The organism is Paraburkholderia phytofirmans OLGA172 (assembly GCF_001634365.1).
GTDB lineage: Bacteria > Pseudomonadota > Gammaproteobacteria > Burkholderiales > Burkholderiaceae > Paraburkholderia.
This window is the reverse complement of the sequence record NZ_CP014579.1, coordinates 39,347-62,589: the sequence shown is the minus strand read 5'-3', so window position 1 is coordinate 62,589 and position 23,243 is coordinate 39,347. Positions and strand designations below refer to the sequence as shown.

General features: G+C 61.9%; 17 protein-coding genes. 6 read left to right on the top strand and 11 right to left on the bottom strand.

Annotated features, from left to right (window positions below):
• Nucleotide 1 precedes the first annotated feature (1 nt).
• The 11 genes from tssF to AYM40_RS20675 all read right to left on the bottom strand — a co-directional run bounded on the left by tssF (nucleotide 2) and on the right by AYM40_RS20675 (nucleotide 16,975).
• Entirely contained in the window at nucleotides 2-1,801 is a 1,800-nt protein-coding gene (gene tssF / locus AYM40_RS20725) for a type VI secretion system baseplate subunit TssF (RefSeq protein WP_063498180.1), read from the bottom strand.
• Nucleotides 1,802-1,839: 38 nt separating this feature from the next.
• Nucleotides 1,840-3,417, bottom strand: a complete 1,578-nt coding sequence (tssA, locus tag AYM40_RS20720; RefSeq protein WP_063500585.1) for a type VI secretion system protein TssA — start codon at nucleotides 3,415-3,417, stop codon at nucleotides 1,840-1,842.
• A gap of 25 nt (nucleotides 3,418-3,442) precedes the next feature.
• Nucleotides 3,443-7,162: an ImcF-related family protein gene (locus AYM40_RS20715; RefSeq protein WP_082855193.1), complete on the bottom strand. Its 3,720-nt coding sequence runs from the start codon at nucleotides 7,160-7,162 to the stop codon at nucleotides 3,443-3,445.
• Nucleotides 7,155-8,438: a hypothetical protein gene (locus AYM40_RS20710; RefSeq protein ID WP_063498179.1), complete on the bottom strand. Its 1,284-nt coding sequence runs from the start codon at nucleotides 8,436-8,438 to the stop codon at nucleotides 7,155-7,157. Before AYM40_RS20710 ends, AYM40_RS20715 begins: the two co-directional genes overlap by 8 nt.
• A gap of 9 nt (nucleotides 8,439-8,447) precedes the next feature.
• A complete protein-coding gene (locus AYM40_RS20705; protein ID WP_063498178.1) occupies nucleotides 8,448-8,702 on the bottom strand; it encodes a PAAR domain-containing protein in 255 nt (84 codons plus the stop codon).
• 55 nt (nucleotides 8,703-8,757) lie between these two features.
• Nucleotides 8,758-11,016 (bottom strand): DUF2235 domain-containing protein, encoded by a 2,259-nt coding sequence (locus AYM40_RS20700; RefSeq protein WP_063498177.1) that lies wholly within the window; start codon nucleotides 11,014-11,016, stop codon nucleotides 8,758-8,760.
• Complete coding sequence (locus AYM40_RS20695) at nucleotides 11,009-11,815, bottom strand: DUF3304 domain-containing protein (RefSeq protein WP_063498176.1); 807 nt, start codon at nucleotides 11,813-11,815, stop codon at nucleotides 11,009-11,011. The genes AYM40_RS20700 and AYM40_RS20695 overlap by 8 nt, the downstream gene beginning before the upstream one ends.
• A gap of 104 nt (nucleotides 11,816-11,919) precedes the next feature.
• Nucleotides 11,920-12,726 carry a DUF3304 domain-containing protein gene (locus AYM40_RS20690; RefSeq protein ID WP_063498175.1) on the bottom strand — a complete coding sequence of 269 codons (807 nt, stop codon included), beginning with the start codon at nucleotides 12,724-12,726 and terminating at the stop codon, nucleotides 11,920-11,922.
• A gap of 105 nt (nucleotides 12,727-12,831) precedes the next feature.
• The gene (locus tag AYM40_RS20685) at nucleotides 12,832-13,620 is read right to left on the bottom strand and encodes a DUF3304 domain-containing protein (protein ID WP_063498174.1); all 789 of its coding nucleotides are present in this window, start codon (nucleotides 13,618-13,620) and stop codon (nucleotides 12,832-12,834) included.
• Between the two features lie 2 nt (nucleotides 13,621-13,622).
• Entirely contained in the window at nucleotides 13,623-14,579 is a 957-nt protein-coding gene (locus AYM40_RS20680; RefSeq protein WP_063498173.1) for a DUF4123 domain-containing protein, read from the bottom strand.
• Complete coding sequence (locus AYM40_RS20675; protein ID WP_063500583.1) at nucleotides 14,579-16,975, bottom strand: type VI secretion system Vgr family protein; 2,397 nt, start codon at nucleotides 16,973-16,975, stop codon at nucleotides 14,579-14,581. Before AYM40_RS20675 ends, AYM40_RS20680 begins: the two co-directional genes overlap by 1 nt.
• A 249-nt stretch (nucleotides 16,976-17,224) precedes the next feature.
• Here AYM40_RS20675 and tssB point away from each other — a divergent pair, with 249 nt between their 5' ends.
• From tssB to AYM40_RS43475, 6 genes are all read left to right on the top strand, one after another.
• Nucleotides 17,225-17,743, top strand: coding sequence for a type VI secretion system contractile sheath small subunit (tssB, locus tag AYM40_RS20670; protein ID WP_063498172.1), 519 nt, complete (start codon nucleotides 17,225-17,227; stop codon nucleotides 17,741-17,743).
• 25 nt (nucleotides 17,744-17,768) lie between these two features.
• Complete coding sequence (tssC, locus tag AYM40_RS20665) at nucleotides 17,769-19,310, top strand: type VI secretion system contractile sheath large subunit (protein ID WP_063498171.1); 1,542 nt, start codon at nucleotides 17,769-17,771, stop codon at nucleotides 19,308-19,310.
• A gap of 125 nt (nucleotides 19,311-19,435) precedes the next feature.
• Entirely contained in the window at nucleotides 19,436-20,782 is a 1,347-nt protein-coding gene (gene tssK, locus AYM40_RS20660; RefSeq protein ID WP_082855192.1) for a type VI secretion system baseplate subunit TssK, read from the top strand.
• Nucleotides 20,779-21,447 (top strand): DotU/TssL family secretion system protein, encoded by a 669-nt coding sequence (locus AYM40_RS20655; RefSeq protein WP_063498169.1) that lies wholly within the window; start codon nucleotides 20,779-20,781, stop codon nucleotides 21,445-21,447. The genes tssK and AYM40_RS20655 overlap by 4 nt, the downstream gene beginning before the upstream one ends.
• Nucleotides 21,447-22,586: a hypothetical protein gene (locus AYM40_RS43480; RefSeq protein ID WP_335341226.1), complete on the top strand. Its 1,140-nt coding sequence runs from the start codon at nucleotides 21,447-21,449 to the stop codon at nucleotides 22,584-22,586. The genes AYM40_RS20655 and AYM40_RS43480 overlap by 1 nt, the downstream gene beginning before the upstream one ends.
• Nucleotides 22,587-22,622: 36 nt before the next feature.
• The gene (locus AYM40_RS43475; protein ID WP_335341225.1) at nucleotides 22,623-23,237 is read left to right on the top strand and encodes an OmpA family protein; all 615 of its coding nucleotides are present in this window, start codon (nucleotides 22,623-22,625) and stop codon (nucleotides 23,235-23,237) included.
• Nucleotides 23,238-23,243: the final 6 nt, after the last annotated feature.

Sequence of the window (23,243 nt, the reverse complement as noted above, 5' to 3'; positions counted from 1 at the left end):
TTCAAAATGGCGCTCCTTCACCTTTCGTATCGGGCCACTCGATGCGGCGCCCAGTGGGCTGCGATACGACGACTAGCCTGGTGTACAGGTTCAGCGTCGCGTACAGGCCAAGAAAGCGACTCAGCATGCCGCCGAACAACTCAATATCGCCATCGCCGGCGAAGGCGGCACTGTCGAGCGTCACTTCGATCTCGACACCGCGTTGCAGACCGCCCTTGACGAGTTTCTGCAAAAGCCGGTGTTGTACGTCGGTGATCGCATCGATCCTGCGCCGGTTCAATTCACCGTCGGTCCAGTCATAGAGTGCAAGACTGCCGCGCAAGATTTCCGCATCGAGCAGCGACAGGTAGTTGGGCGCCAGATGCGACAGGACACGCCACTGGAAGCGATCGCCAGTCGGCGGATACACAGGCAGGGTGGGCGCGGTCAGATTGCGCACCGCGCCGATGTTCGTGAAGCCCCCGCGCATGCGGTCGATGCCTGCTTCGCGCAGCCCTTTGCGCGGCAGCGTGCCGTTCGTGCCGGTGACGGATAGTGACAGCGTTTCCTTCGGCAGCGTGTCCTGATGTTCCCACGCATGACCGCCCAGTATGACCCATGTGTCAAAGCGCCCGGATGGGCCGCGCCGCGCGCGCGTATGGAAATACCGTTCCGGCATTTCATGGCGAAGCATGCCGCCGCGGTGCCGGAACGCGGCGAACGGCGCATACTCGAAGCGCTGGCCGGTGCCGGACTCGAAGCCACGGACCGTGTCCACCGAATACACGTCGATATGATCGCCGCGTTCTTTGAGCGCTTGTACACGGTATTCGGTCTCATGCTGGGTTGCGCTGATCGGCTCCGCTTCCAGTGCGAACAGGTTGACGATCGGCGTGCAGAACAGGCGCACATGGTCGGCGGAAAAACGCATGTCGTCCGGATATGGCTTTGTCAGCACCACTTCGACGTCGAAGTATTCCGCGCTCCGAGGAATCGCGTGCATATCGAGTCCGACGATATCGACGAACATAAACTTTTCGGGGAACGTAAAGTACTCGAGTAGCAGCTGGTAGCCGCCGAACGCGTTATCGGCCTTTGGCCACAAGCGTTCGTCTGCTGCGAACCCAGCAGCCTCGATACGCAGGCCGGGCATCGGCTGCGGCATACCGGGCCTGTGCTCCGGATAGCCGGGCACGCGCACCTGCGTCGCCAGCGGTTCTGCGGTGAGCGCCGCATACAACGCGAGCGCCACGGGTCTGTCAGCGTTCAGGAAAAGGCGCAGGCGCGGCACCTCCAACTGTTCGCGCCGTGCCTGCTGCTGCAGTTCGAGCCGCAAACGGATCACTGAGCGGCCATCCTCGCGCGTGTAGGCGCCTGCTTCGGCCAGCCGCAGCGGATACAGGTCGACCGCCTGGGTCGTCCGGTAAATGCATTCGACGCGGTCACCGCCAATCGGCGCCGACATCACCTCGAGGCCCGGCTCCAGCGTTTCATGCCTTTGCAGCGCGCCTTCCGTCGGCTGCAGTTCGAGAATCGACAGCGACGGAATCATGCGCAGATAGTGTGGCCACAACATGCTGACGAGGCCTTCGGTCAACTCCGGCAGTTCGTCGTCGAGCTTGTGGCGCAAGCGGCCCATCAGGAACGCAAAGCCTTCAAAGAGACGTTCGACGTGCGGATCGCGCTCGCCGATGCGGTCAATGTTGAGCATGCGCGCGCGGTCTGGAAATGCTTGCGCGAATTCTTTGCCAGCCTCGCGCAGGTAGCGCATTTCCGCCTCGTAATAGCGGAGGATGTCGTTGTCTTTGGTGGGATTGTTCATGGGCTGATTTTTTGATATCGGATGGCGCGTGCGATCACTCAGACGAGCGTCACAGTTCTGGCGGGGTCGATGGCAGTCAGTTCGCCCAGCAGGACGTCGATGCGTTGTGCGAGGGCGGATCTGTCCGCGTCCTTGCGGTTCGCGCGAATCTTCAGGAGACGCAGCAGGTGCTGCTTGGCTTCGAAGGCCAGCGACGGCTCCCAGACCGAGAGCTGGAAGCGCTGCGCTGCGGCGTCGAGCGCCGACAGCAGGTGCAGCGTCGTATCCGGCCGTTCGGCGCGCTCGGCCACGCGCGCCATGACCAGCTGCCGGACGAATCGATCGCGTTCACCCTCCTGCGCGGGTAAGCATTGCAGCCATGCGAGCGCGGCATCGAGCCCCTGCTGAGCGGCCAGATCGGAGGCCTGCGCTTCGGTTTCGGCCCAGTCCGTATGCGTGGAAGAAACGCTCACAGGCGCGACGGCCTCGCCCCGTTCGACATCGCGCACGGTAGCGTAACGCGCGATCCATTCGAGCGTGGCATCGTCGGCGAAGGGCGAGCCGTCGGAGAACGCGAGGTGGTCAAGGCCCGGCAAACGTTCCAGCATCAGCGCGCAGTCGGTCGCCACCAGCTCGCGGATCGGTGCATACTCGCCGCCTGCCTGCTCTTGCGCAACGAACGCGTAATACTGCAGGTCGAGCCAGAAATGGTTCGCGCCCTCCGCAAACGCTGCCTCGACGCGGTCGAGTAGTTCCGGCCATTGCTTTTGCAGCATCAACCGTTTGAGATGCGCGCGCAGCTCGGCGCGTGGCGCGACCAGTCGCGTCTTGCCGCTCGCTTCATGGGGCGGCACTTCGGTCAACGTATCCCAGCGCACACATCGCATCAGACGGTAGGCCGCCAGATAGCCCTGCGGCTGCTCGCGCAGAAACTGCGCCATCTGGCGCGCGCGATCGAGCAAGTCCCGCGTGGATGAAACTTCGGTCGCCGCCGGTAGAGCGGCCGCGAGCGGTGCCGCGGCCGGCGACGTGTCCGGGCGAGCAGGTTCCGACGCCGACGGCATCTCCATGCGTCCCTCGAAGCGGCGGAACAGCGGGCTCAGTTCAGGTCGTGCGGCTTCGGGCCACGAAGCGGCATGCTCCGAGATCAGCGCGAGCGCCGACAGCGTGCGTTCGAGCAGCGTGTCGGTAAGGCCTTGCACCCTGTCGAGCCGGTCCGCAAACGTGTTGCCCGCGAGCCATTCGAATGCGGCCTTGCGGGCCTCGGCGCGCGCCGGCAACAGGGCATCGCCGAAACGGTCGATCAACGCCGACAGCAGTTCGAAGCCTGACGCCACGCCTTCGGCGCCATCGCGACGCATGCGCCCATAGACGTAGTAGACGGCAACGCGCACGTCCTTGGCCGTGTGTTTCAGCAAGCGCTCGGCAGTGTCGACGATCAACGTATCGTCCACCTCGGAAAGCTTCGCGACTTCGTCCTTGAGGGCGAGAAAGTCGTCGTCATAGCCGGGGTCGGTGCCGGCCGGCGCGGCATCGCCGAACGGCTGCAACCAGTCGTCCCAGCGCCCCTGCGTCGAACGTGCGAGGTCTGACGGCGTGCGTGTGCCGAACAGCGCGTTAAGAAGTTTGGTGAACATGGTCATGACCCGGTCGATGCAGGTTTCATAGCGGTGACATGCCGCCAGGCAGCGGCGTTTCGGCGTGCTTCGCCGCGTCGAGCATCGCCCGTGGCAAGGGCGGCGGGCCGTCGGCGCGCGCGTTCGGTTTCGCTGCTGCTCGTGCCGCACCCGGATTCCCGGCCACGAAGATGCGCGGAGGCAACACGAACCCCCTGAGCGCAAGCAGTTCGAGCGGGCCCTTCCCTGCGTCGGTGCGCATCATGTAACTCAGGGGGTAGGGGAGGTCCGCCGAGGTCGGCGTCAACGGTCCGTGCGCCGTCAAAGGGGTGCTGCCCCTGGCCTCGTCCCATTGATCGTCTTCGGCATTGGTGGCGTTCGTCGCCACAGCCGCGCTGGCCGCACTGGCCGCAGGTGGCGCCGGAGCCGGCCGGTTCGGCTGCGCCGGTTTGAGCGGCTGCGTGTCGGCGCTGCCTTGCCAGGTCAGCTGATACGTTGCGCTGTCGATCGGCTCGACCCGTGCCCGCTCCAGCATCCGCACCAGTGCCCAGCGTCCGCCAAACTCGAAGTTCTTGCTGGTACCGGCTCTCTCCGTTTGCCATTCCAGCCGCGTACCGACGTCCTGGGGACTATTCGACGGCCATGTCAGCGCCTGCCACGTCTCCTGCTGGTTGTAGTAGTGCAGCTTCTGGCTATCGAGCGTCAGCAGGGTATCGGTAACGCCGGGTGCCGGTACCGGCTTGAACTCGAAGCGGTATTGCGGCTCGCCCTGCACAAGCAGATGCCCGGCGATGCGCTGCAACGTGTTCACTGCTTTCAGGAACGCCGGATCGAACGCCAGGGCCTGGCTGCCCGTGGTCGCCGGCATCCATTGATCACCCTGCAACTCGAGCACACCCGCCAGTTGCGCAGCGAGGAAGGTGGCAATCAGGCCGCCTTGCGGACGCAGGAAGCGCGCGAGCTCGGGCAGCGACGCATCGTTATCCGTGGTCGCAAAGGGATACCGTCCGGCGAACGAGCGGTTCCATGTCGCCACGATCGCTTGTCGCCACGCATCGTTCAGGCTTGCCTGCGCCGGTTGCAGGACCGTCTGCGTGGCCTGGGTGACCGGCCGCACGAACAGCGCATCGCCCATGCCCGCCCATTGGGCACCGAGGCTTGCGGCAATCAGCTGGGCGTAGGCCTGCGTATCGGCCAGCGCCGAACCCTTGCCCTGGAACAGCGACTGCGCGACCCGCTTCGCCTCGGCCTCGGCGTCGGGGCTGTCGCTGATCTGCTGCAGCTTCAGGCGCAAACTGGTGACCCGGTCCATGAAGCGTTGCAGGCTCAGGTCGCTGCTTTCCGCTGCGCCGGCATTGCCCTGCACACCCGGTGCTATCACGCGCAGCACCGGGCCGAACGACGCGCCAAGCGGACCCGCGGGATCAGGCCTCGCGATCGCCAGCGTGTCAGCTTTGCCGCCGAACATGTTCTGCGCTTTCGTCACCAGCGTGTCGGACAGCGATTCCGTCAGCGCGCCGGCGCCGCCCTGATACTCGAGCGACTTCATCAGCGCGATGACGGGCGACTGCCGTGCATCGGCCATCAGCTTGAGCTGTTCGATCGCGGACGGCAGCGTGGCAGCAGGCTCCCATTGCAGCGTGTTCATGAAGCCCTGCCAGTGTTCCGCGTAGTCGGTGAAGTAGCGGTTGAGCAAGTCCGCTTTCATGCTGTCGGCCGATTGCGCGGCTTGGGCGGCTTGCGGGCCTGTGTTTTGCCCACTGTTCTGGCCGCTGCTCCGGTCATGCTGGCCACTCGGTCTATCGGTCAGCACCCAGTCGTGCGCCACCTTGCTGCGCTTTGCGGCTTCATCGATGGCGGGCGCTATGGTGCCTTCGTACGCCTGACGAGTGAAGACACCGGGCACCGTGGCCGTCGAGCGGATCAGGCCGCGTGTATCCGTGCCGGCCGTGAGCGACGCGAGCGTCTGGTTCGGGTATTTGTTGCCCACCGCATCCAGGATGCTCTGGTAAATCGTGTCCTCGGAGTTCTTCACGCCGATCACCGCAAGCAACGTCTGGCGCGAGGCGTTGACAAGGTCGGGGCTTGGCTGGATGCGCCAGTCCGGATGCGCCTTCAGGTGTTGCGCGTAAAAGCCGAGCAAGCGTTCTGACAGATCGAGTTTCTCGCCGCTCGCGAGGCGGGCATCCGGGTTCCAGTAGCGCGGCAGCAGCGGTGTCATGAACGCGGCGTCGGCGCGGCCCGGATCAGCCATCATCAGGTACGTCTTGAGCGCCTTGTGGCCGTCGAGCGCGAGGCGGCTGGTCTGGTCGTCGAGCTGGGCGGTCTGCATCTGGCCGAGGTCGGCCAATTGTGCTTCCAGGTTCTGCTGGAGCGGCGTCAGCAAGACACGTTTGCTCGCCTCGGCGTAGGAAGTCCACAGGGCAGCGAGCACATCCCGATCATGGTTCAGGCCGAAGCGCGTCAGGAGCGGCGCATGGTGCTGCGTGCGGTATTCGTACAGATCGATTCGCTGTTGCAGGGCAAGCAACGCTCGCAGCCGGGCGGCGGAATCCGTGGCCGTGCTGTTGATCCGGACAGCCTGCGCCGTGATATGCAGATCGCGCGCGTTCGAGAGGCCAGAGACCAGCATGCCTGCGGTCCACACACCGATTGTGGTCAAGGCGCACAGGGTGAACACCGTGACTGGGTGCCAGCCGGTGCGGCGGCCGGTTGCACCACGAGATGCTTCGCCGAGGTAGTGCCACAGTGGCAGATCTACGCTGCTTGCGCCGTCATCGTCGTCGCCGGTGGTCAGCGGAAACGGTGCGAAGAACGCGCCGCTGACGGGCTGGTGGCGCGAGCGTTCGGCTAACCCTGCAATCCAGCTGGCTAATGGCGCGCTGCGTGTATCGAGGCGTTCGGAGAGTTTCGCTGCATAGTCGTCGCGGCGGTTGCTGCCGAGTTGCGCGACGCTGCGATCGGCGAGGCGATCGCGCAGGGTAAGCAAAGCGGCTTCAATTGAGGCGGCACTGGCTGTGCGGGGGAATTCGCAGCCAACGACCGGCGTGGCGCCTGGGGCGACCTCGTCGGTCTGCGCGATGTCGAGCACGAAAACGGGCGCGGACCAGTGCAGCGCCTCGGCGATGCGTGCGAGGTTGATGCTGTGGGCGCTCGTACCGCGGCGTTGCGTGGGCAGGTCTGCCGTGCCGTCGAGCGTCAGCACGACCGCATCGACTGGGCGGCGGCGGCGCAGTGTGGCCAGTTGCTTCAGCCAGCTCTCATCAGGGCGGCCATCGGGACCGGCTTTACTCCACAGCAGCACGGCGTCTTGTGTAACCAGCCAGCTTCGTTCAGCCCGTTCCGGCAGCAGGCGCCCGATCGCCGAGTCGTCGCCAGTCAAAAGCAGCCACGGCTGCCGATAGCGCCAGCGCAAGCCGTGCTCGTCTCGAAGATGCTCACGCAGACGCTGGAGCGCATCCGACCTGCCCTTCGATTGCGCACCGGCATCCTTGGGTGCCAGCAGCCCCTGCGTGGTCCCCGTGAGGCGCTCGACGTTCCAGTGCAGTAGCCTGCTCAAGCGCCGAGCCGCGTCCGCCTCCTCACGTCTCGGCTCGAAGCCGAAGTAAAGCGTGATGATGACGAGGCACGCGCAAAGGGCAATGATCGCCAAAGTCCTTTTCGTTTCGGTATCTAGCCGGAACAGATCTCCTTTGAACCAGATCAGGCCGCCGGCAGCGATCGCAACGAGCAGATACGAAAACACTTCTACACGGAATTTAGGCATCTACTTGCCTGTCTTGCTGCATGTGATTTTCTGCCGGCGCGAGAACCGCGAGCAGGATCCGCCCCTCGCTCTGAATTCCCGCGATGTACGGCGCGGCGCACGCATTGGCCCGACCGAGTGCGAGCACCGTCGCGAGCCACGATGCGGTTGGCCCCGTGTTGCCGGCAAGCGTCTCGAGTGCGAAGTCGGACGACGCCCCGTTGCCTGAGCGGCCCGCCGCTTGCAGTCCGATGCGCAACTGCGCCGCGCTACGTTCGTCGAATCCGGTCTGAATCGTGCCCCCCACCGCGGCGCCTGCCGTGCCTCCCCACTTCAGCGCGTAGTGCAATACGCCTCCGGGCTGGATACTCGTGTCCACCTGCGGGCGATGCAGCCAGCCGGCTACGGGAAGCTGCTCCGTGCGCGCGAGTGCAGCTGGACAGAGCAGTATCATGGCTGCCGCCTCGGCACTACCGGGTTCAGGATCGGCTGTGCGAAGCCGATTCAGCGTCACGCTGATCAGTAACGTCACGACGTCGCGTTGCACGGGGTTTGCACGATCGAGGATCGTGTCGGCGAGCCACGGGCCGCCGCTGGGCTCGATCACGGGTTGCACGTTCAGGCGTGACGGCCATACACGCGCGGCTATTCGTTGCCAGATCGCCTGAATGGCTTCGCCCGAAAGCACGGCACTGTTGATGTCCAGGTAAACCTCAACCGGAACCCGCGCCGGGACCGCGTCCAGCCCCTCCGCCACCGCCGGAGCAAACGAGTGCAGGATCCAGCCGAGTACGATGCCCTGGCGCTCCTCGTCGTCGAACGTCAACGCCGCCGCCACGGGCTCGAGGCAACTCGCGACAATCATTTCGTGCGAATCCCTTGCCTGGCGCGTTGGCGGTTTTGCACTGCGCGCGACAATCGCTTCGAAGGTGTTTTCCTGCTCGTCGGCGTGCAGGCGGTATCCGGCAGCAAGCACGGCGAGCGGCACGCTGGCCACCTCGAACACCGTGTCGGCGTAGACCTTGCTGAGCCTGTTGTGGGTAAGCGCCTCGCTCCGTCGTTTGTAAAAATGCGAAAAACGCCGCAAAACGATTGCTGCCGACAGACACACGGGAATCACAACGACACAGAACCAGAACCACACCGTCTGCGTCTTCTCATTGCGCGGCCATGACCAAAGCGCAAAAGCAACACCGCACAAAGCCAGCACAACGAAGACAATCGACGAGAGAAACGGCGACGGCGCTTTGTCGGGAACCGGATACTCAGGCGGCAGCAACGAGAAGTTCACGGCCATCCGGGTAACCTACCGCGATCCGCTGTTGGGCAACGACGAGATCAGTGCGCAGCCGCACTCACACAGATGACCGTCCTCGGCCACTTCAAGCTCACCGTCACGAACATTCGGATTGCCCTCCGCAATACGGTTCGGACCGTGTACATCGCAGCGCACAGGGTCCGTGCGCCGGGCCAGTGCGCGGCCCACGAACATACGCGAACCGCCACGCAGGACTTCTCCCCCGCGGCTCAGCCTATCGCCTTCTCTCACCACACCTGTCATTCCGTTTCTCCTTGATTCACTCTGGCAACCCTCGCCGCCTGTTGCCCGTTTTCATTCAGGAACCTGCAGCCGCTCGCGTATTGGCCTTATTGGCCTCTCTCAATAGCTCGTCCACGCGCTGCGCATTGCGCTCATCTTCAACACGCTGTTTCGCTTCCTTTTCCAAGTCGCTCTTTCCGAACGTATCCGTCGCCCGCGTCTGGAAGTACAGCGTGGATGACAGAACGTGGTCGTGCCAGCTGGTCAGCATCGTGTCGTGCACCAGCAGGTCGAAGAGCGCCATGACCTGCGGAGGAAGGGGCTTCTTGCCACTGGCGCCCTCCTGCCATGCCCCGACAAGCGCGACCTGCTCGGGGGTGAGCATCTCCTGCCTGACGATGCCTTCGGCCGCGCCCGTAATGTCCGGGTCGTAAGGAAGATCCATGCTCGTATCGCGGGACTGGACACGTTTGAGCCTCGCTTCCAGTTCGGGCTGCCTGGACATGCGCTTGACCAGATCGGCCGATTCGCGGTCAATGCGCTCCCAGACGTGCACCACCGGTCTCGCCAGGGCCTCGTCGGTCGGAATCAGATCTTGCTGCCGGCGCGCCTCGAGTTGCTTGTAGCGAGCAAGCAGGCTCTCGAAGCTGGCGCGGTTCGCGGGCTTGCTGCGTTCGCTTTCCGGCAGGCTTTCCAGCCGTTCGTGCTCGATACGCAGTTTCTGTTGGGTATCGGCTTTCTCGGCCAGCAACGCCCGCCAATCGGCCAGCTTCTGCTCGGCAGGGGCGGTGATCGAGGCGCGGAATGCGGGATCCTGATAGCGTACTGCGAGCCAGCGCAGGAACACCTGCATGTGGGCCTGGAAGTTGAGGCCTTTGTCGCGCGGCACCAGTGCGCGGTAGGCGGCGATCAGGTCGGGGAGTTTGTAGGATGCCTTGCCGTCGGAGATGGGGGAGGCGAGGGTGAATTTATCGTAGGTTCGAGGTTTGTACTTGCTGAGATCTTCCATCATGTCCACCGCTGCGCCGGCCATCAGTGCCTCGTTCAGCATGTCACGCAGCGCAACGCGCTGGAGTTCCGCGCGAAATCCCATCGACCCCTCCGGCGCGCCGCCCGTGATGTCTTCGCTGGTGCCCGGATACAGGTACTGGTCGCCACGTGTCTTCTCGAGGCTGTCGAGCCGCTGATAGAAGCGCAGTTCGTGCGCGGCGGCGAAATGAACGCACTTCTGGACGGCCTGTGGCACACCCAGAGGCCGGTCGCCATAGTTCTGCTTGATCATGTTCACCAGCGGCAAGAAGTCGAGCAGCTTGTTCTCGGCCATAATCGACGACACCGCGTCGAGCAGGCCAAGAAACCGGATCTCGATCGCGTCGCCTTCAATTGCGAGATCGTCATCCCGGCGCCGCTTGTACCGGCGCACCAGTTCGTTGACGAACACACGCGCCAGCACGGCACCGCGATCGGCGCCGAACACGGAGACCTCGATGCGCTGCACCGTGGACATCTTTGCCTTCGCATCGCGATACGCCGCCTCGAACTGCTTGAGCGCCGCGTGAAGCCGGTCCTCAACGCCGGTACCAAACAAGCTCGAAACCGCCGCGTTGTCGCGTACCTGTGGAATCGAATCCATCGCGACGCCGACAAATACACCCTTCGCCACTGACCAGCCGGCCTTGAGCGGGTTCTTCTTCAGGTCAAACAGTGTGGCCCGAACCGCCGCCTTCCCACGCGTCACCCAGCGGTCGTCCCACGCCATCGTCAGCACGCGGCCAACCTTGGCCGGGGCCTTCTTCGCTTCAGCAACCAGTTCGGCGTATGCCTTGGCTACCGGCCGCAACGACATTTCGTCCAATGCCTCCAGCGCTGCGCTCTTCGCGGCTTTTCCGGGTGCATTTTTGAGGTCCAGCACCTTGTCGACCCCGACGACTTTCTGCGCAGTGGATTTCGCCGAGTTCGCTGCTGATTTGCCTACTGCGGTTGCCGTCTTTACAGCTGCGGAGATAATCTCGTTGTTGGCCGCGTCTTTGTTCAGTTCCGTGCCCAGACCGGAATAGTAGAAGGGATACCAGAACTGGTTGAGCATCTTTTGACGCCGTGTGTCGCGCATGTCGCGGTGTGCTTCCCACAGCCGGCAAATATTCGAATAGCGCGACGTCGACGGGTCGTCATGGTCACGATTGCGGCCAAACCCGTCGAAGAAGAAACCCATCTTGATGACTGCACCGCATGGAATACAGTCGTCCTTCTTGTACGGCTTGTGCGCTGCGAGTATTCCGTCGAGCACCTTCAAAGGTGTCCTGTCGGACGGATCGAGTTGCGTGGGATCACCCATGTTTAGCTCCGGTCGGGACGTGTTCGAATTTGTCGCTCTTTAATTCCGTGACTATTGCGGCCGGCAGTTTTTCCATCGCCGCGCCGAACGCGCCGGGTTTGTCCTTTGTTTCAGCCAATATCTTCTGAACAGCTGGATGTTCATCGAACCTGGAATTGACCACCATCGCGTAGTACACGTACCAGCGCAGATCCCGTTTATCGGTGAGGCGGTACTTCATCCATCCACCCGCTGCAATACGGGCGGTCTGTCTGAACACCACCGCGTCATCAAGCCCTTTCGGATTGATCTGTTTGCCATAGGTCCGGTCCAACCATCCCCAGATCTCGTCGTACTCAATTCGCGTACCACTCAGGTCACGCCGGAACTCGAACTCGATGTGATCGTCCGGGTAGAAGTGCAGGCCGAGGATGCGTTCACCGGCTCCACCGGCGACTTTGGTAGGAGGAAGATGAACCCGGGTGATTTTATGAATATCCTGAATGGGTTGTTGCGCGTGGATAGCCTTGATCGCAAGGTCAGCGTCGTAGACATACCAATCGACCGTGAAATCAGTTCCCTTCAGCTTGTAGCAGCAACTCAGGCGACCTTCACCCGACCCAGGCATCAAATCACCACCACCACCGGCCCTGTTACCGTACTTGTCGGTGATCACAAACCGGTCCAGGTTGTACGGCGTGTAGTTGAAGCCCTCGACGCTCAGCCCGCCATACGTCGGCTCGGACGAAAACGCATCGCACCCTCCGATGAGCGTCAACGAAAGTAATATCAGGCACAAAGCGTGTTTGTCTGTCTTCATTCTCGTTCTCATGTTCTGTAGCACGTCGACTGGGGCCGTCGGTCCTTCGCCGCCACTTCACGCCCGGCGGCGGCCATCTGACGTGGCGCCCCCCTTCCGAAAAATCAGCCATGGGTCGCTCCTGTCGGTGCGTGTTCGAATTTGTCGTTCTTTAATTCCATTACTATTGCCGCTGGCAGCGTCTCCATCGCAGCTCCGAACGCGCCAGGTTTATCCTTTGTTTCAGCCAATATTTTCTGAATGGCGGGATGTTTGTCGAAGTTCGGATTCACCAATAGCGTGTAGTAGACGTACTGTTCCAGATCCTGCGTATTCGTCAGGCGATAGCGAATCCAGCCCTCTGACGCTATTCGGGCCGTTCGGCGAAATGCAGCAGCGTCGTCCCCTGAATGCGGATCGAACGTCTTACCCTGCTTCTTGACCACCCAGTCATCAATCTCGGCGTAAAAAATGCGCGTACCACTCAGGTCACGACGGAACTCGAACTCGATGTGATCGTCCGGGTAGAAGTGCAGGCCGAGGATGCGTTCGCCGGCTCCGCCAGCGACTTTGGTAGGAGGAAGATGAACCTGGGTGATTTTATGAATATCCTGAATGGGTTGTTGCGCGTGGATAGCCTTGATCGCAAGGTCAGCGTCGTAGACATACCAATCGACCGTGAAATCAGTTCCCTTCAGCTTGTAGCAACAGCTCAGGCTTCCCTCACCTGATCCGGGCATCAGATCCCCCCCACCACCGGCCCTGTTGCCATATTTATCGGTGATCACAAACCGGTCCAAGTTGTACGGCGTGTAGTTGAAGCCCTCAATACTTAACCCGCCATACGTCGGCTCGGACGAAAACGCATCGCACCCTCCGATGAGCGTCAACGAAAGCAATATCAGGCACAAAGCGTGTTTGTCTGTCTTCATTCTCGTTCTCATGTTCTGTAGCACGTCGACTGGGGCCGTCTGTCCTTCGCCGTTACTTCACGCCCGGCGGCAGCCATCTGATGTGGCAAACCCGCTGCCGCATATTCATCCATGGGCCACTCCGGTCGGGACATGTTCGAATTTGTCGCTCTTTAATTCCGTGACTATTGCGGCTGGCAGTTTTTCCATCGCCGCGCCGAACGCGCCAGGGTTGTCCTTTGTTTCAGCCAATATCTTCTGAACAGCTGGATGTTCATCGAACCTGGAATTGACCACCATCGCGTAGTACACGTACCAGCGCAGATCCCGTTTATCGGTGAGGCGGTACTTCATCCATCCACCCGCTGCAATACGGGCGGTCTGTCTGAACACCACCGCGTCATCAAGCCCTTTCGGATTGATCTGTTTGCCATAGGTCCGGTCCAACCATCCCCAGATCTCGTCGTACTCAATTCGCGTACCACTCAGGTCACGCCGGAACTCGAACTCAATGTGGTCGTCCGGGTAGAAGTGCAGGCCAAGGATGCGTTCGCCGGCTCCGCCTGGAACCTTCGTCGGAGGTAGATGAACTTCGGTAACCTTATGAATCATGTCGATAGGAGCGTAGGGATTTATCATCGCCTTGTCCTGGTCGTAGACATCCCATTTGACCGTAAAGTCAGTTCCCTTCAGCTTGTAGCAGCAACTCAGGCGACCTTCACCGGACCCAGGCATCAGATCGCCCCCACCACCGGCCCTGTTACCGTATTTGTCGGTGATCACAAACCGGTCCAGGTTGTACGGCGTGTAGTTGAAGCCCTCGACGCTCAGCCCGCCATACGTCGGCTCGGACGAAAACGCATCGCACCCAGCGATCAGCGTCAGCAACACCACGCAAAGCAATCCATGTTTCATAATCACGTCGCCCGGCGCCCCGCATAGCCATCGTCAAGTGTCTCGTCGACCTGCGAAAGCACCTCCGCAAACGGAACCTCTCCGTACCTCGCGGACTCCAGCCCCTTCCTGATCAACGGATGTTCATCGAACCTCGGCGAGACAAAAAGCCCCTTTGCCACGTACTGAAGCATGTCCCCTTCATCGCGGACGCCGTAATGCGTTGCTCTTTCCACCTGCGTACGAACGGTCCGGTACAGGTCGTCCGGCGACAGGTGTTCGAGCAGACAGCCACAGAGTTCCGTGATCTGGATCACGACCTTATCGGCGTAGCCCAGAGAAAACAGCATCAGATGCTGCTCGTCAGTCAATGCGAATTCGGCGTTGCGCACTGGCTGTGACAGAACGTCGGCGCACCACGAACCATCCTCGCCCGAACGGTTGCGATACCAGATCTCGAACGCTACGGACGCAAAGCGCGTCCACTCCTCCGCCGTCCAGGTCAGGCGTAGGCGCTCGAGTATCCGGTTGTCGTAGAAATGCAGGTAGAACGTACGCCGGTTCGCAAGCGTGTACTCGCAGTACGAGCGGAAATGTTCCGCGAGGTTGTCCAGTCCATGCGGCGACCAAATCCAGGTCAACATGAACTCGCGGTCCGAAAATTGCCAGAGGCGTTTGAGTAGTTGCTGGGGAACATCTGTGTCGGCGGCCCCGAGATCGACCTTGATCAACAGGGGTGCCACGTCCGCGAACGCCGCCAGGTCCGTCCTGTCCCAAAGGGCTTCAAACGCTATCGCGTCGAGGCGTTGCAGCGCCACCCGCAAATCCGGCAGGCTGCGAGTATCGACGAGCGCATACAGGCAAGTCTGCAGATCGTTGAGTTCATGTTTGCGACGAGCGGCTTCGACACGAGACTGAAATTCGACCCACCTTGAATCCGCGTCCGGCGCAGTTGGCGGCTGTACGGTCGTGCTCATCATCAAGCCTTTTCAGTCATGGCTTCGACGCCGGTATGCGCAGTGAGCAGACACTGCCGGCAGACGCCCGCAGGCAGCGCAGGCAATGGCGGGGCCATGCTTGCGGGCCCCTGCCAATTGAAGTTGCCAGTCTTGAGCGTGATACTGCCTGGGCACCCCAGTTCGATGTTGCCGCCGTCGAGCTTGATATAGGCACCCTGGCTGGACAGCGTCAACGCACCTGCCGAAACGGCATTGAGCTTGCCGTCGACGCTCGACAGAACCATGTCTTTCGAGGAGGCGAGTAGCATCTGGCCGGAGTGCGCTGCAGCGGAAAAGTCCGCTTTCGCAGCGACAAGCTTGATGCCCTGGTCCTGCGCGAAGATCGAGGCGCCTTGGCCTGCGGCGATCGTGACATGATTGCCGGCGCCGAGGTCCAGGTTCGAACGGGCCGTGGCTATCACATTGCCGTTTGCTGCAAGCTGAATACTTTCGCCAGTGGCAAGCGCGATGCCTGCCGGCGCGCTCAAAAGAATGACCGCCTGCTGCAATTTGAGAAGGCGTTGTTCCATCAAGTCGCGCTGTCGCTCGACGTCTGCTAGCTGGACCCGCGCTGCGGCGGCGCATTCGTTCAAACGTTGCATCTGCGCCATTGCGTCGGAAAGAAGCCCTTTCGCCGGCTCCATATCCAGCTGCTGGCCGATCGCATTCGGCTGGTCGTCCGCGGAAATGAACAGCCCCTTGCCGCCCCGGATCGCACCGTACGCGGAGGTGCGCAGCTCGAAACCCTCACCGCGCTTCTTTCTCCTGCCGTCGACAATGTGCCCCAGCGTCAGCTGGCTCTTGCCTGAATGCTTGGTGGAAAGCTTGACGTGTTCCTCATTTTCCCAGTCCTCGAACTGGAGCTTGTTGTCGCCCTGCGTGTGCATCACGTTGCGCGAGAGCCAACGATCCTGACTCGTAACCAGATCCACCGCCTGGCTGTGGTGGTGGAACGCCGCGATATACGGCTTGTCCGGATCACCGTCCCGGAATTCGATCACTGCCTCGGTGCCGTGCAGCGCGGGAAAGTGGAACCCCGTCTGCAGCGCGCCCGCAAAAGGTTTCGCGAGCCGCAGCGGCACACTCTCGCCGCCCGGATTCCACTCATCGAAGTCCAGGTCGAAGCGCACCGTGTAGTAGCCCTGCTGGGTCAGATACGCGTATTTGTAATGCCCGGGCGAAGTCACCCGCGCGCTCAGTGAGCCGGGAATCTTCGGCCATTGATCTTCTTCGAGCTTCAGGCGAAAGCGCCGGTCCGATGGAATCGCCTTGTATGCATTGCGATAGGCTTCGTCACGCGCCCCCCGATGCGTCACCTCGATGATCACCTGGCCATTCGGCGCGTCCTCTGCCCCAGGGGCATTTCCTTGAAGGTGCGGGACTTCCTGCGGGACGTCCAGCGAATCCTCATCCATGCGCAGGATGCGCGCCGGCTGCAACGCCAGCACGTTGCTTTCACCCTCATGGACGATCTGCCAGGCGATCGCCGCCTCGTGGCGCAGTTGCGCCTCCCACTGCGCGCCGTCCTGGTCCAGATGATGTGTACCGTAGACGTAAGGCTGGCCGTAGGTGGTCGTGTCTTTTCCGGCAACGTTCGCCTCGGCCCGGAATCGTTCCCACGCCCGGTCCGGGTTGTAGTCCGCTACGGCGAACGACTGCGGCACCGCCCGCGCATGGGTCTGCAGGGCGAACACCGCCTCGACGCCCGCCTCGAGCCCCGCCGTCTCCCGGTAGGGCACCGTCAGTTCCGGCTGATAGATGTAATGGTCGATGTCGTCGGCGAACACCACCACGTCGCCATGCTTGCCCTCGGTCACGTAGCTGTAGATGCCTTCTTTCTGCATCAACATCCGCACATAGGCGAGGTCTGCAGTCTGATACTGCATCCGGAACGCATGCTGCGGATACTGCCGGCGCAACCTGAAGGTGAACTGGTGCCCCTCGAAGCCATGCCGGCGCAGGATCGCTTCGATAATCTGCGGAGCGGTCTGGTGCTGGTAGATGCGGCTCGCACGCGTCATGTTCAGACGCGCGAGATGGGCCTCGACGACGATCTCATAGCGGCTGAAATCCTTTGTCTTCTTCGTTTTCGAAAAGCGCGTGATGCAGCCGCAGAACTTGCGGAGCACAGCTTCATCGGGGGCAATCGAAAACACGGCGTCCTTGCCGAGATAGTCCGACCTCGAAAGACTGTCCGGATGCGTGAGGACGATCGTGATCCGGTACGGCTCGCCCATGCGCTCGGTCGCCTCAAACGACACGACCGACAAATCCTTCGCGTTCGCCGTGCCCGGCACGTCGAGGAAGTATGACTGCCTCCCTGTCATCGCCTTACGGCTATTTTCGTATTTTCCGACTCGCCTGTTCTGATCTGCCATCATCCCATCTCCAGTTTTATCACCATCGACACGTGTCGCATAGACATTGCCCATGTCGATTCGATGCTTTGCGTTTTGGGTCAGGACGGTAAACATAATTTGCACTCCTGTGAACCACTTGAAACGCTTTTTTCGACTTTTTACAAAAACCAGATTTCCCCTACATACACGCCCCTAAATCCCGTGCTATCAATTACGCATTATCTTTGTTGTACTGATGGTTACCTCAAAATTAGAAGGATTTGAAAAATGAGTAACAGCTTTCAGAATGAAGTGCCAAAGGCCCGCATCAACCTGAAGCTCGACCTGCATATCGGAAGGGCGAAAAAGAAAGTCGAACTTCCGCTCAAACTGCTGGTGATGGGCGATTACAGCAATGGTCATGACACGCGCGCACTGGCCGAGCGCAGCAAGGTCGACGTCAACAAGAACAATTTCAATTCGGTATTGGCTGACTACAACCCGAAGGCCAGAATTGCGGTCGAGAATACGCTTGCAGGTGACGGCTCCGAATTGCCAGTCGACCTCGACTTCAAATCCATGGACGATTTCAAGCCAGACGTAGTGGCGAGCAAAGTGCCCGAACTGCGCGCGCTGATGGCCGCGCGCAACCTGCTGCGCGATCTGAAATCCAACCTGCTCGATAACGCCACATTCCGCCGCGAACTCGAAAAGATCCTCAAGGACCCGGCCTTGTCCGAGCGCCTGCGCGCCGATTTGCAGAGAATCGGTGCACCTGCTCCGGCCCACACCCAATCCGCCCAATAACAACCGTCCCGAGGAGTCTTGCACCATGGCAAAAAACGAAACGCACAGCCGTGAGCCGGCCGCATCGGACACCGTCGTCCTCGAGGCCAGGAGCGTCTACGAGTCGCTTTGCGAAAAGATCAACCTGACGCCGGTCACCACCGCGCGTCCCGTCGAGTCGTTCCAGAGCGCCGACGGACTGGCGGAGTCGTCACTGGATGAGCGCGTTGCCCAGGCCATGAGCATCTTCCTGAAGATGATCAAGGATTCGTCGCAGCAGGTCGACCGTCTGGACAGAAGTCTGCTCGACTTTCATATCGAGCACCTGGACCGGCAGATCAGCCGTCAGCTCGACGCGATCATGCATGACGAGGTCTTCCAGCGGATCGAATCGGCATGGCGCGGGCTGAAGTTTCTGGTCGACCGTACCGATTTCCGCCAGAATGTGCGAATCGAGGTGCTCGACGTATCGAAGGACGCGTTGCGCCAGGACTTCGAGGACACGCCCGAAATCATCCAGAGCGGTCTGTATCTGCACACATATATTCAGGAATACGACACGCCGGGTGGTCAGCCGATCGGCTCGATCATCTCGAACTATGCGTTCGACCGCGGTCCGCAAGACATTGCCCTGCTACGCAATATCGCCAAGGTCTCGGCCGCCGCGCACATGCCGTTCATCGGCTCGGTGTCGCCGCAGTTCTTCGGCAAGGAGTCGATGGAAGAAGTCGCGAGTATCCGCGACATCGGCAACTATTTCGACCGTGCCGAATACCTGAAGTGGAAGACCTTCCGCGACTCGGACGACGCCCGCTACATCGGTCTCACGCTGCCGCGCTTCCTCGCGCGTCTGCCGTATGGCCCGGAGACGGTTCCGGTGCGCGCGTTCAATTACACGGAAGCAGTCAAGGGTCCGGACCATAGCCGTTATCTCTGGGCTAACGCGTCGTTCGCGTTCGGCGCGAACATGGTGAGGAGCTTCATCAAGAACGGCTGGTGCGTGCAGATCCGCGGCCCGCAGGCCGGCGGACTGGTGGAAGATCTGCCGATCCACCTGTACGATCTGGGCACGGGCAACCAGGCGAAGATTCCAAGCGAAGTGCTGATTCCGGAAACGCGCGAATTCGAATTCGCCAACCTCGGCTTCATCCCACTGTCGTACTACAAGAATCACGACTTCGCCTGCTTCTTCTCCGCGCATTCGGCGCAGAAGCCGGCACTGTACGACACGAAGGAAGCGACCGCGAACAGCCGCGTCAATGCGCGTCTGCCCTACATCTTCCTGCTCTCGCGCATCGCGCATTACCTCAAGCTGATCCAGCGCGAAAACATCGGTACAACCAAAGACCGCCGCCTGCTCGAGCTTGAGTTAAACACCTGGGTGAAAACGCTGGTGACCGAAATGACCGATCCGGGCGACGACCTGCAGGCCTCGCATCCGCTGCGCGAGGCGAAGGTGATCGTCGAGGACATCGAGGACAACCCCGGCTTCTTCCGCGTGAAACTGTTCATCGTGCCGCATTTCCAGATCGAAGGCATGGATATCAATCTGTCCCTCGTCTCGCAGATGCCGAAGGCAAAGAACTGACCCATCCCGATCGGGCGGAAACCTTGTGGCACTGCCGTACGGTGGCTTGAACGCTGCCGCACGGTTTGCATTCAATGCGGAGCCGATGATATTTCCTGCATCGCTCCGCGCACCAGCCAACAACAATGAAGATAACAAGACCGCTGTGGGCCCAGGGGATTTTCATGACGCCCCAGCATTTCCAGCAGCAGGCGCAGTGGGAGCGGTTTGCCGATGAACGCGTGGCGCGCATGGCTAGCCCCGAGCCCTGGGGAGTATGCCGGGTTGCTTTCGATACGCACACGCTGTCGATCAATCGCCTCCAGTTGACCGAACTCGACGTGCGGCTGCCTGACGGCACGTTCGTCGATAGCCGAACCGCCGACCGGCTGCCTGCCGCGCGCGATCTGAGCGACGTCCGGGCCCACGTGGAGGCCGTGGTCGTGCTGGCCGGCCTGCCGCTGATGGACACGCAGGGCGGTAACTGCATCGAGGCGGATCAGAAACCGGCCCGGCCGCGCCGCTTCGTGCGCGAGTATCTGCAGGTTGCCGATCTCAACGGGGAAGGCAAAGAAGAAATCAGCGTCGAACGTCACGCATTGGCGCTGCTGTTCGACTTTGAAGAATTCGCTGACTATGCAACGTGTCCGATCGGCCGGCTCGTGCGCAATACGCAGGGCCGCTTCGAGATCGATCCGGCGTTTGTACCGCCGTGTCTCTTTCTATCGGCAAGTGGTCAGTTGATCGCACGCATGAACCGGCTGGCGGAAATTCTCAGCGCAAAAAGCGCGAGCCTCGCCGTGCGCCGCCGCGAACGCTCGGATCAGATTGCGGACTATGCGGTCGCCGACGTATCGCTGTTCTGGCTGCTTCATAGCGTGAACAGCACGTGGCCGGATCTCGCCAGGTTATGCCAGGCGCCGGACCAGCACCCCGAGCGGCTGTACGGCGTACTCGCGCGGCTTGCCGGGTCGCTGCTCACATTCTCGACCACCGAAACACTGCAGGCGATCCCGCCGTACGACCATGACGCGCCGGAACCGGTTTTCGCGGAGCTGGAATCGCTAATCCGGACCCTGCTCGACGCGGTGATCCCGTCACGCGTCGTACCCATTGTGCTGGAGCGTGCAAGAGGAACGGTCTGGATCGGAAAGATCAACGACGATCGGCTCGTCGACGGCGCCGAGTACTACCTGTCGGTCCAGTCCGGCTTGCCGGCCCACGCGCTGCTCGAGCAGTTGCCGCGCCTGTGCAAGGCCGGGGCGCCGGATGAAGTCGAGCAGATCGTCAACTCCGCATTGCATGGCATCCCGTTGCGCGCGATGTCGCGCCTGCCCGCTGCGATTCCGATCCGTATCGAAAACGAGTATTTCGCGCTCGACAGCATGCACCCCGCCTTCAGGCGGATGGTCGACGCACGCGCTTGCCAGTTCTACGTGCCGGCCTCGATTCCGGACGTGTCGCTCGAGCTCTACGCGGTGCTGCCGACATGATCGCTACCGCATCCACCTACACTACGCTCCTGCCGGTCGCATTGCGCGACACGGCGCTAACGGTCACAAGTTTGGGCAGCGACTCTGCGCCAGCAACGTCCTTTATCGATTTTCGCAAGAAATGCACGAGGCAGATCGACGAACTCCGTGCAGAACTGACAGCGGCGGGACATCCGCGTGAAGTCGTCGAAGATGCGGCCTACGCACAATGCGCGCTGCTCGACGAAGCGGCACTCAGCACACTAAAGGGCAGCGATCGTGACGCGTGGGAACGCGAGCCACTTCAAGTGGTTGAATTCCAGAGCCACGATGCGGGCCACGAACTCGTCAAGCGCATCGAGCGGCGTCTCGCTGAACCGCAACCTATTTTGCAGCTTCTCGCCATCTTCAGCGCCGTACTCAGGCTGGGATTCACGGGCAAGTTCGCACTCGACGGCGAAGTCGCGCGCACCGCATTGATACGAACCATCGAGGAACGCCTGAGCCGCAGCAGCGGCCCTGTCGACACGAGAGGGTCTGTGATAGTCAGCCACACCGCCAGACGCCGCTGGTCCGGAAATCTGCCGACCGCAGGCTGGATCGTTATCGCCTGCGCCGCAGCGGCCATCATTTATTGCGCGCTCGACCAATGGCTGAAAACCGCGATCGCAGGGATGACGTACTGATGGGTCCAAGGCTGTCTGGGTATCCCTACCGATCACTATTTGCCTGGGTCGCGACACTCGCTCTGATCTGGCTTGCGCTGTGTTCGCCCTGGTCGTCCGGGTGGAACTGGACCTGCGCGGCGGGTGTGATTGTCGTTCTGCTGGTCGCCATGGCGATCGCGACACGCCGTATCCGCGAGCGCCAGGCGTCAACGCGGCATGTGCTTGTCGCCATCGACGCCGCATTGGCTTCGCTGCCGGCTTACGTCAAGCGCAATATGCTGCTCGTCATTGCCGTCGGCGGCGCTTCGCTGGCCGAAACAGTGGCACGCAAAGAACGCGCCACCGAAAATCGCGAGGCAGGACCGGGGCACGCTGACGGCTCATTCGCCAATCTGTTCGGCGCCTACTCAGTGCGTATCACCGACACCGCCATCTGGGTGCGCACCGATGAACCGGCGCGGCTCGCGCATCTGGCGGATGCACTCACGCGATGGCGCGACGGACAGGGGCCAGACGCACTCGCGTATCTGATCGCCGCCGACAGGATAGCGACCGAATCAGGCCTTGCCGCCAGCCTGAAGCGCTGGCGCTCGGCCATTGCCGAGACGGCCCGAGCCGTAGGCTATCGGATACCTGTCTGCGTTGCGGTCTATGCGGAGGAAGAAGCGAACCCGGCGGCTGGGGAGAGTCCCTGGTTCGGCGTCTGCGGCGCAAGCGCGCTGGAAATCGACACGTTACCGGCGCTGGTTGCATCGCGTCTCGAACACTACGCGCGCGCGGCGATATCAGCTAACCCTGGCCCCCGCGCACGGCGTGCCGCGCGCCTCGACGCCCTCACGCGCTGGGCCTGCGACGCCGTGCTGCCTGCGCTCGTCGACGCGCAGCGCGGCAGTCAGCCGTTGCATATCACCGGATTCGGCGTCACCGCGGTCGAAGGGCGTCATGCTTCAGGCTCGGCGTACGGCCAGTTCGTTTCGTCCATCACCGGCCTCGCACTCTCAGCGGCCAACGGCACAGGGCTCGCTTGTCCGCTGCCGGAGCCGCTGATTCGCGGCATCGCGCCTCAACCTGCACGACAGGCATGGCCGCGCGCATTGGCGCATGCCTTTATCTGGCTCGTAGCGTGTTTTTGCGCCGCCGCGGCGGCGTCGGCCTAGCAGAATCGCGCGCTGGTTGAACGTGTGGTGACTGACATGTCCCGCTACAAAGCGATCGCGCCTGCCCACGATGCGGCACGCGTCGACGCGCTGCAGGCGATCAAACGCGATCGCGACGAACTTGAGCGCTACGCCAGTGCCGGCGTGCCGCCCCGGCTTGGACTCGGCCTCTACAGCGGAGCGCCGCTGCTGCCGCTTGCGAACGCGCTGATTGCCAGCTACCAGCCGCCACTGCCGCCGCCCTCAACGATTGAACTGGACAGCCTGTCGCTGTTCCGCACCGGCAGCGCGGTTCTGAATCCAGGCTCCAACCGCATGCTGGTCAGTGCGCTCGAGTTGATCAAGGCGCATCCGGGCACGCGCGTCCTGGTGGCCGGGCACACCGATTCGATCGGCAACGCCGGCGCCAATCTGAGACTTTCGGCGTCACGCGCCGCCTCCGTGCGCGACTGGCTCGCGGATGCGTCCGGCATCCCACTGACGCACTTCGCGATCCAGGGTTATGGCGACACGCGCCCGAAATCCGCCAACGACACGGAGGCGGGGCGCGCAGCGAACCGCCGTGTCGAAATTACGCTCGTCCCCGATTGTCGTGACGATCGCAGCAGTGGTTTATCCCCCCAAGGCCATCCGGCCTGTTCATTCGAGTAGAAGGAG

Excerpts from the sequence above, each read along its gene's own strand:
- AYM40_RS43480 (WP_335341226.1), top strand. The coding sequence starts at position 21,447 with ATGGGTCCAAGGCTGTCTGGGTATCCCTACCGATCACTATTTGCCTGG.
- AYM40_RS20700 (WP_063498177.1), bottom strand. The coding sequence starts at position 11,016 with ATGGGTGATCCCACGCAACTCGATCCGTCCGACAGGACACCTTTGAAG.
- AYM40_RS20675 (WP_063500583.1), bottom strand. The coding sequence starts at position 16,975 with ATGGCAGATCAGAACAGGCGAGTCGGAAAATACGAAAATAGCCGTAAG.
- AYM40_RS20680 (WP_063498173.1), bottom strand. The coding sequence starts at position 14,579 with ATGATGAGCACGACCGTACAGCCGCCAACTGCGCCGGACGCGGATTCA.
- AYM40_RS20710 (WP_063498179.1), bottom strand. The coding sequence starts at position 8,438 with ATGGCCGTGAACTTCTCGTTGCTGCCGCCTGAGTATCCGGTTCCCGAC.
- tssC (WP_063498171.1), top strand. The coding sequence starts at position 17,769 with ATGGCAAAAAACGAAACGCACAGCCGTGAGCCGGCCGCATCGGACACC.
- AYM40_RS43475 (WP_335341225.1), top strand. The coding sequence starts at position 22,623 with ATGTCCCGCTACAAAGCGATCGCGCCTGCCCACGATGCGGCACGCGTC.
- AYM40_RS20685 (WP_063498174.1), bottom strand. The coding sequence starts at position 13,620 with ATGAAACATGGATTGCTTTGCGTGGTGTTGCTGACGCTGATCGCTGGG.
- tssA (WP_063500585.1), bottom strand. The coding sequence starts at position 3,417 with ATGTTCACCAAACTTCTTAACGCGCTGTTCGGCACACGCACGCCGTCA.
- AYM40_RS20715 (WP_082855193.1), bottom strand. The coding sequence starts at position 7,162 with ATGCCTAAATTCCGTGTAGAAGTGTTTTCGTATCTGCTCGTTGCGATC.
- AYM40_RS20655 (WP_063498169.1), top strand. The coding sequence starts at position 20,779 with ATGATCGCTACCGCATCCACCTACACTACGCTCCTGCCGGTCGCATTG.
- AYM40_RS20695 (WP_063498176.1), bottom strand. The coding sequence starts at position 11,815 with ATGAAGACAGACAAACACGCTTTGTGCCTGATATTACTTTCGTTGACG.
- AYM40_RS20705 (WP_063498178.1), bottom strand. The coding sequence starts at position 8,702 with ATGACAGGTGTGGTGAGAGAAGGCGATAGGCTGAGCCGCGGGGGAGAA.
- tssB (WP_063498172.1), top strand. The coding sequence starts at position 17,225 with ATGAGTAACAGCTTTCAGAATGAAGTGCCAAAGGCCCGCATCAACCTG.
- tssK (WP_082855192.1), top strand. The coding sequence starts at position 19,436 with ATGAAGATAACAAGACCGCTGTGGGCCCAGGGGATTTTCATGACGCCC.
- AYM40_RS20690 (WP_063498175.1), bottom strand. The coding sequence starts at position 12,726 with ATGAAGACAGACAAACACGCTTTGTGCCTGATATTGCTTTCGTTGACG.
- tssF (WP_063498180.1), bottom strand. The coding sequence starts at position 1,801 with ATGAACAATCCCACCAAAGACAACGACATCCTCCGCTATTACGAGGCG.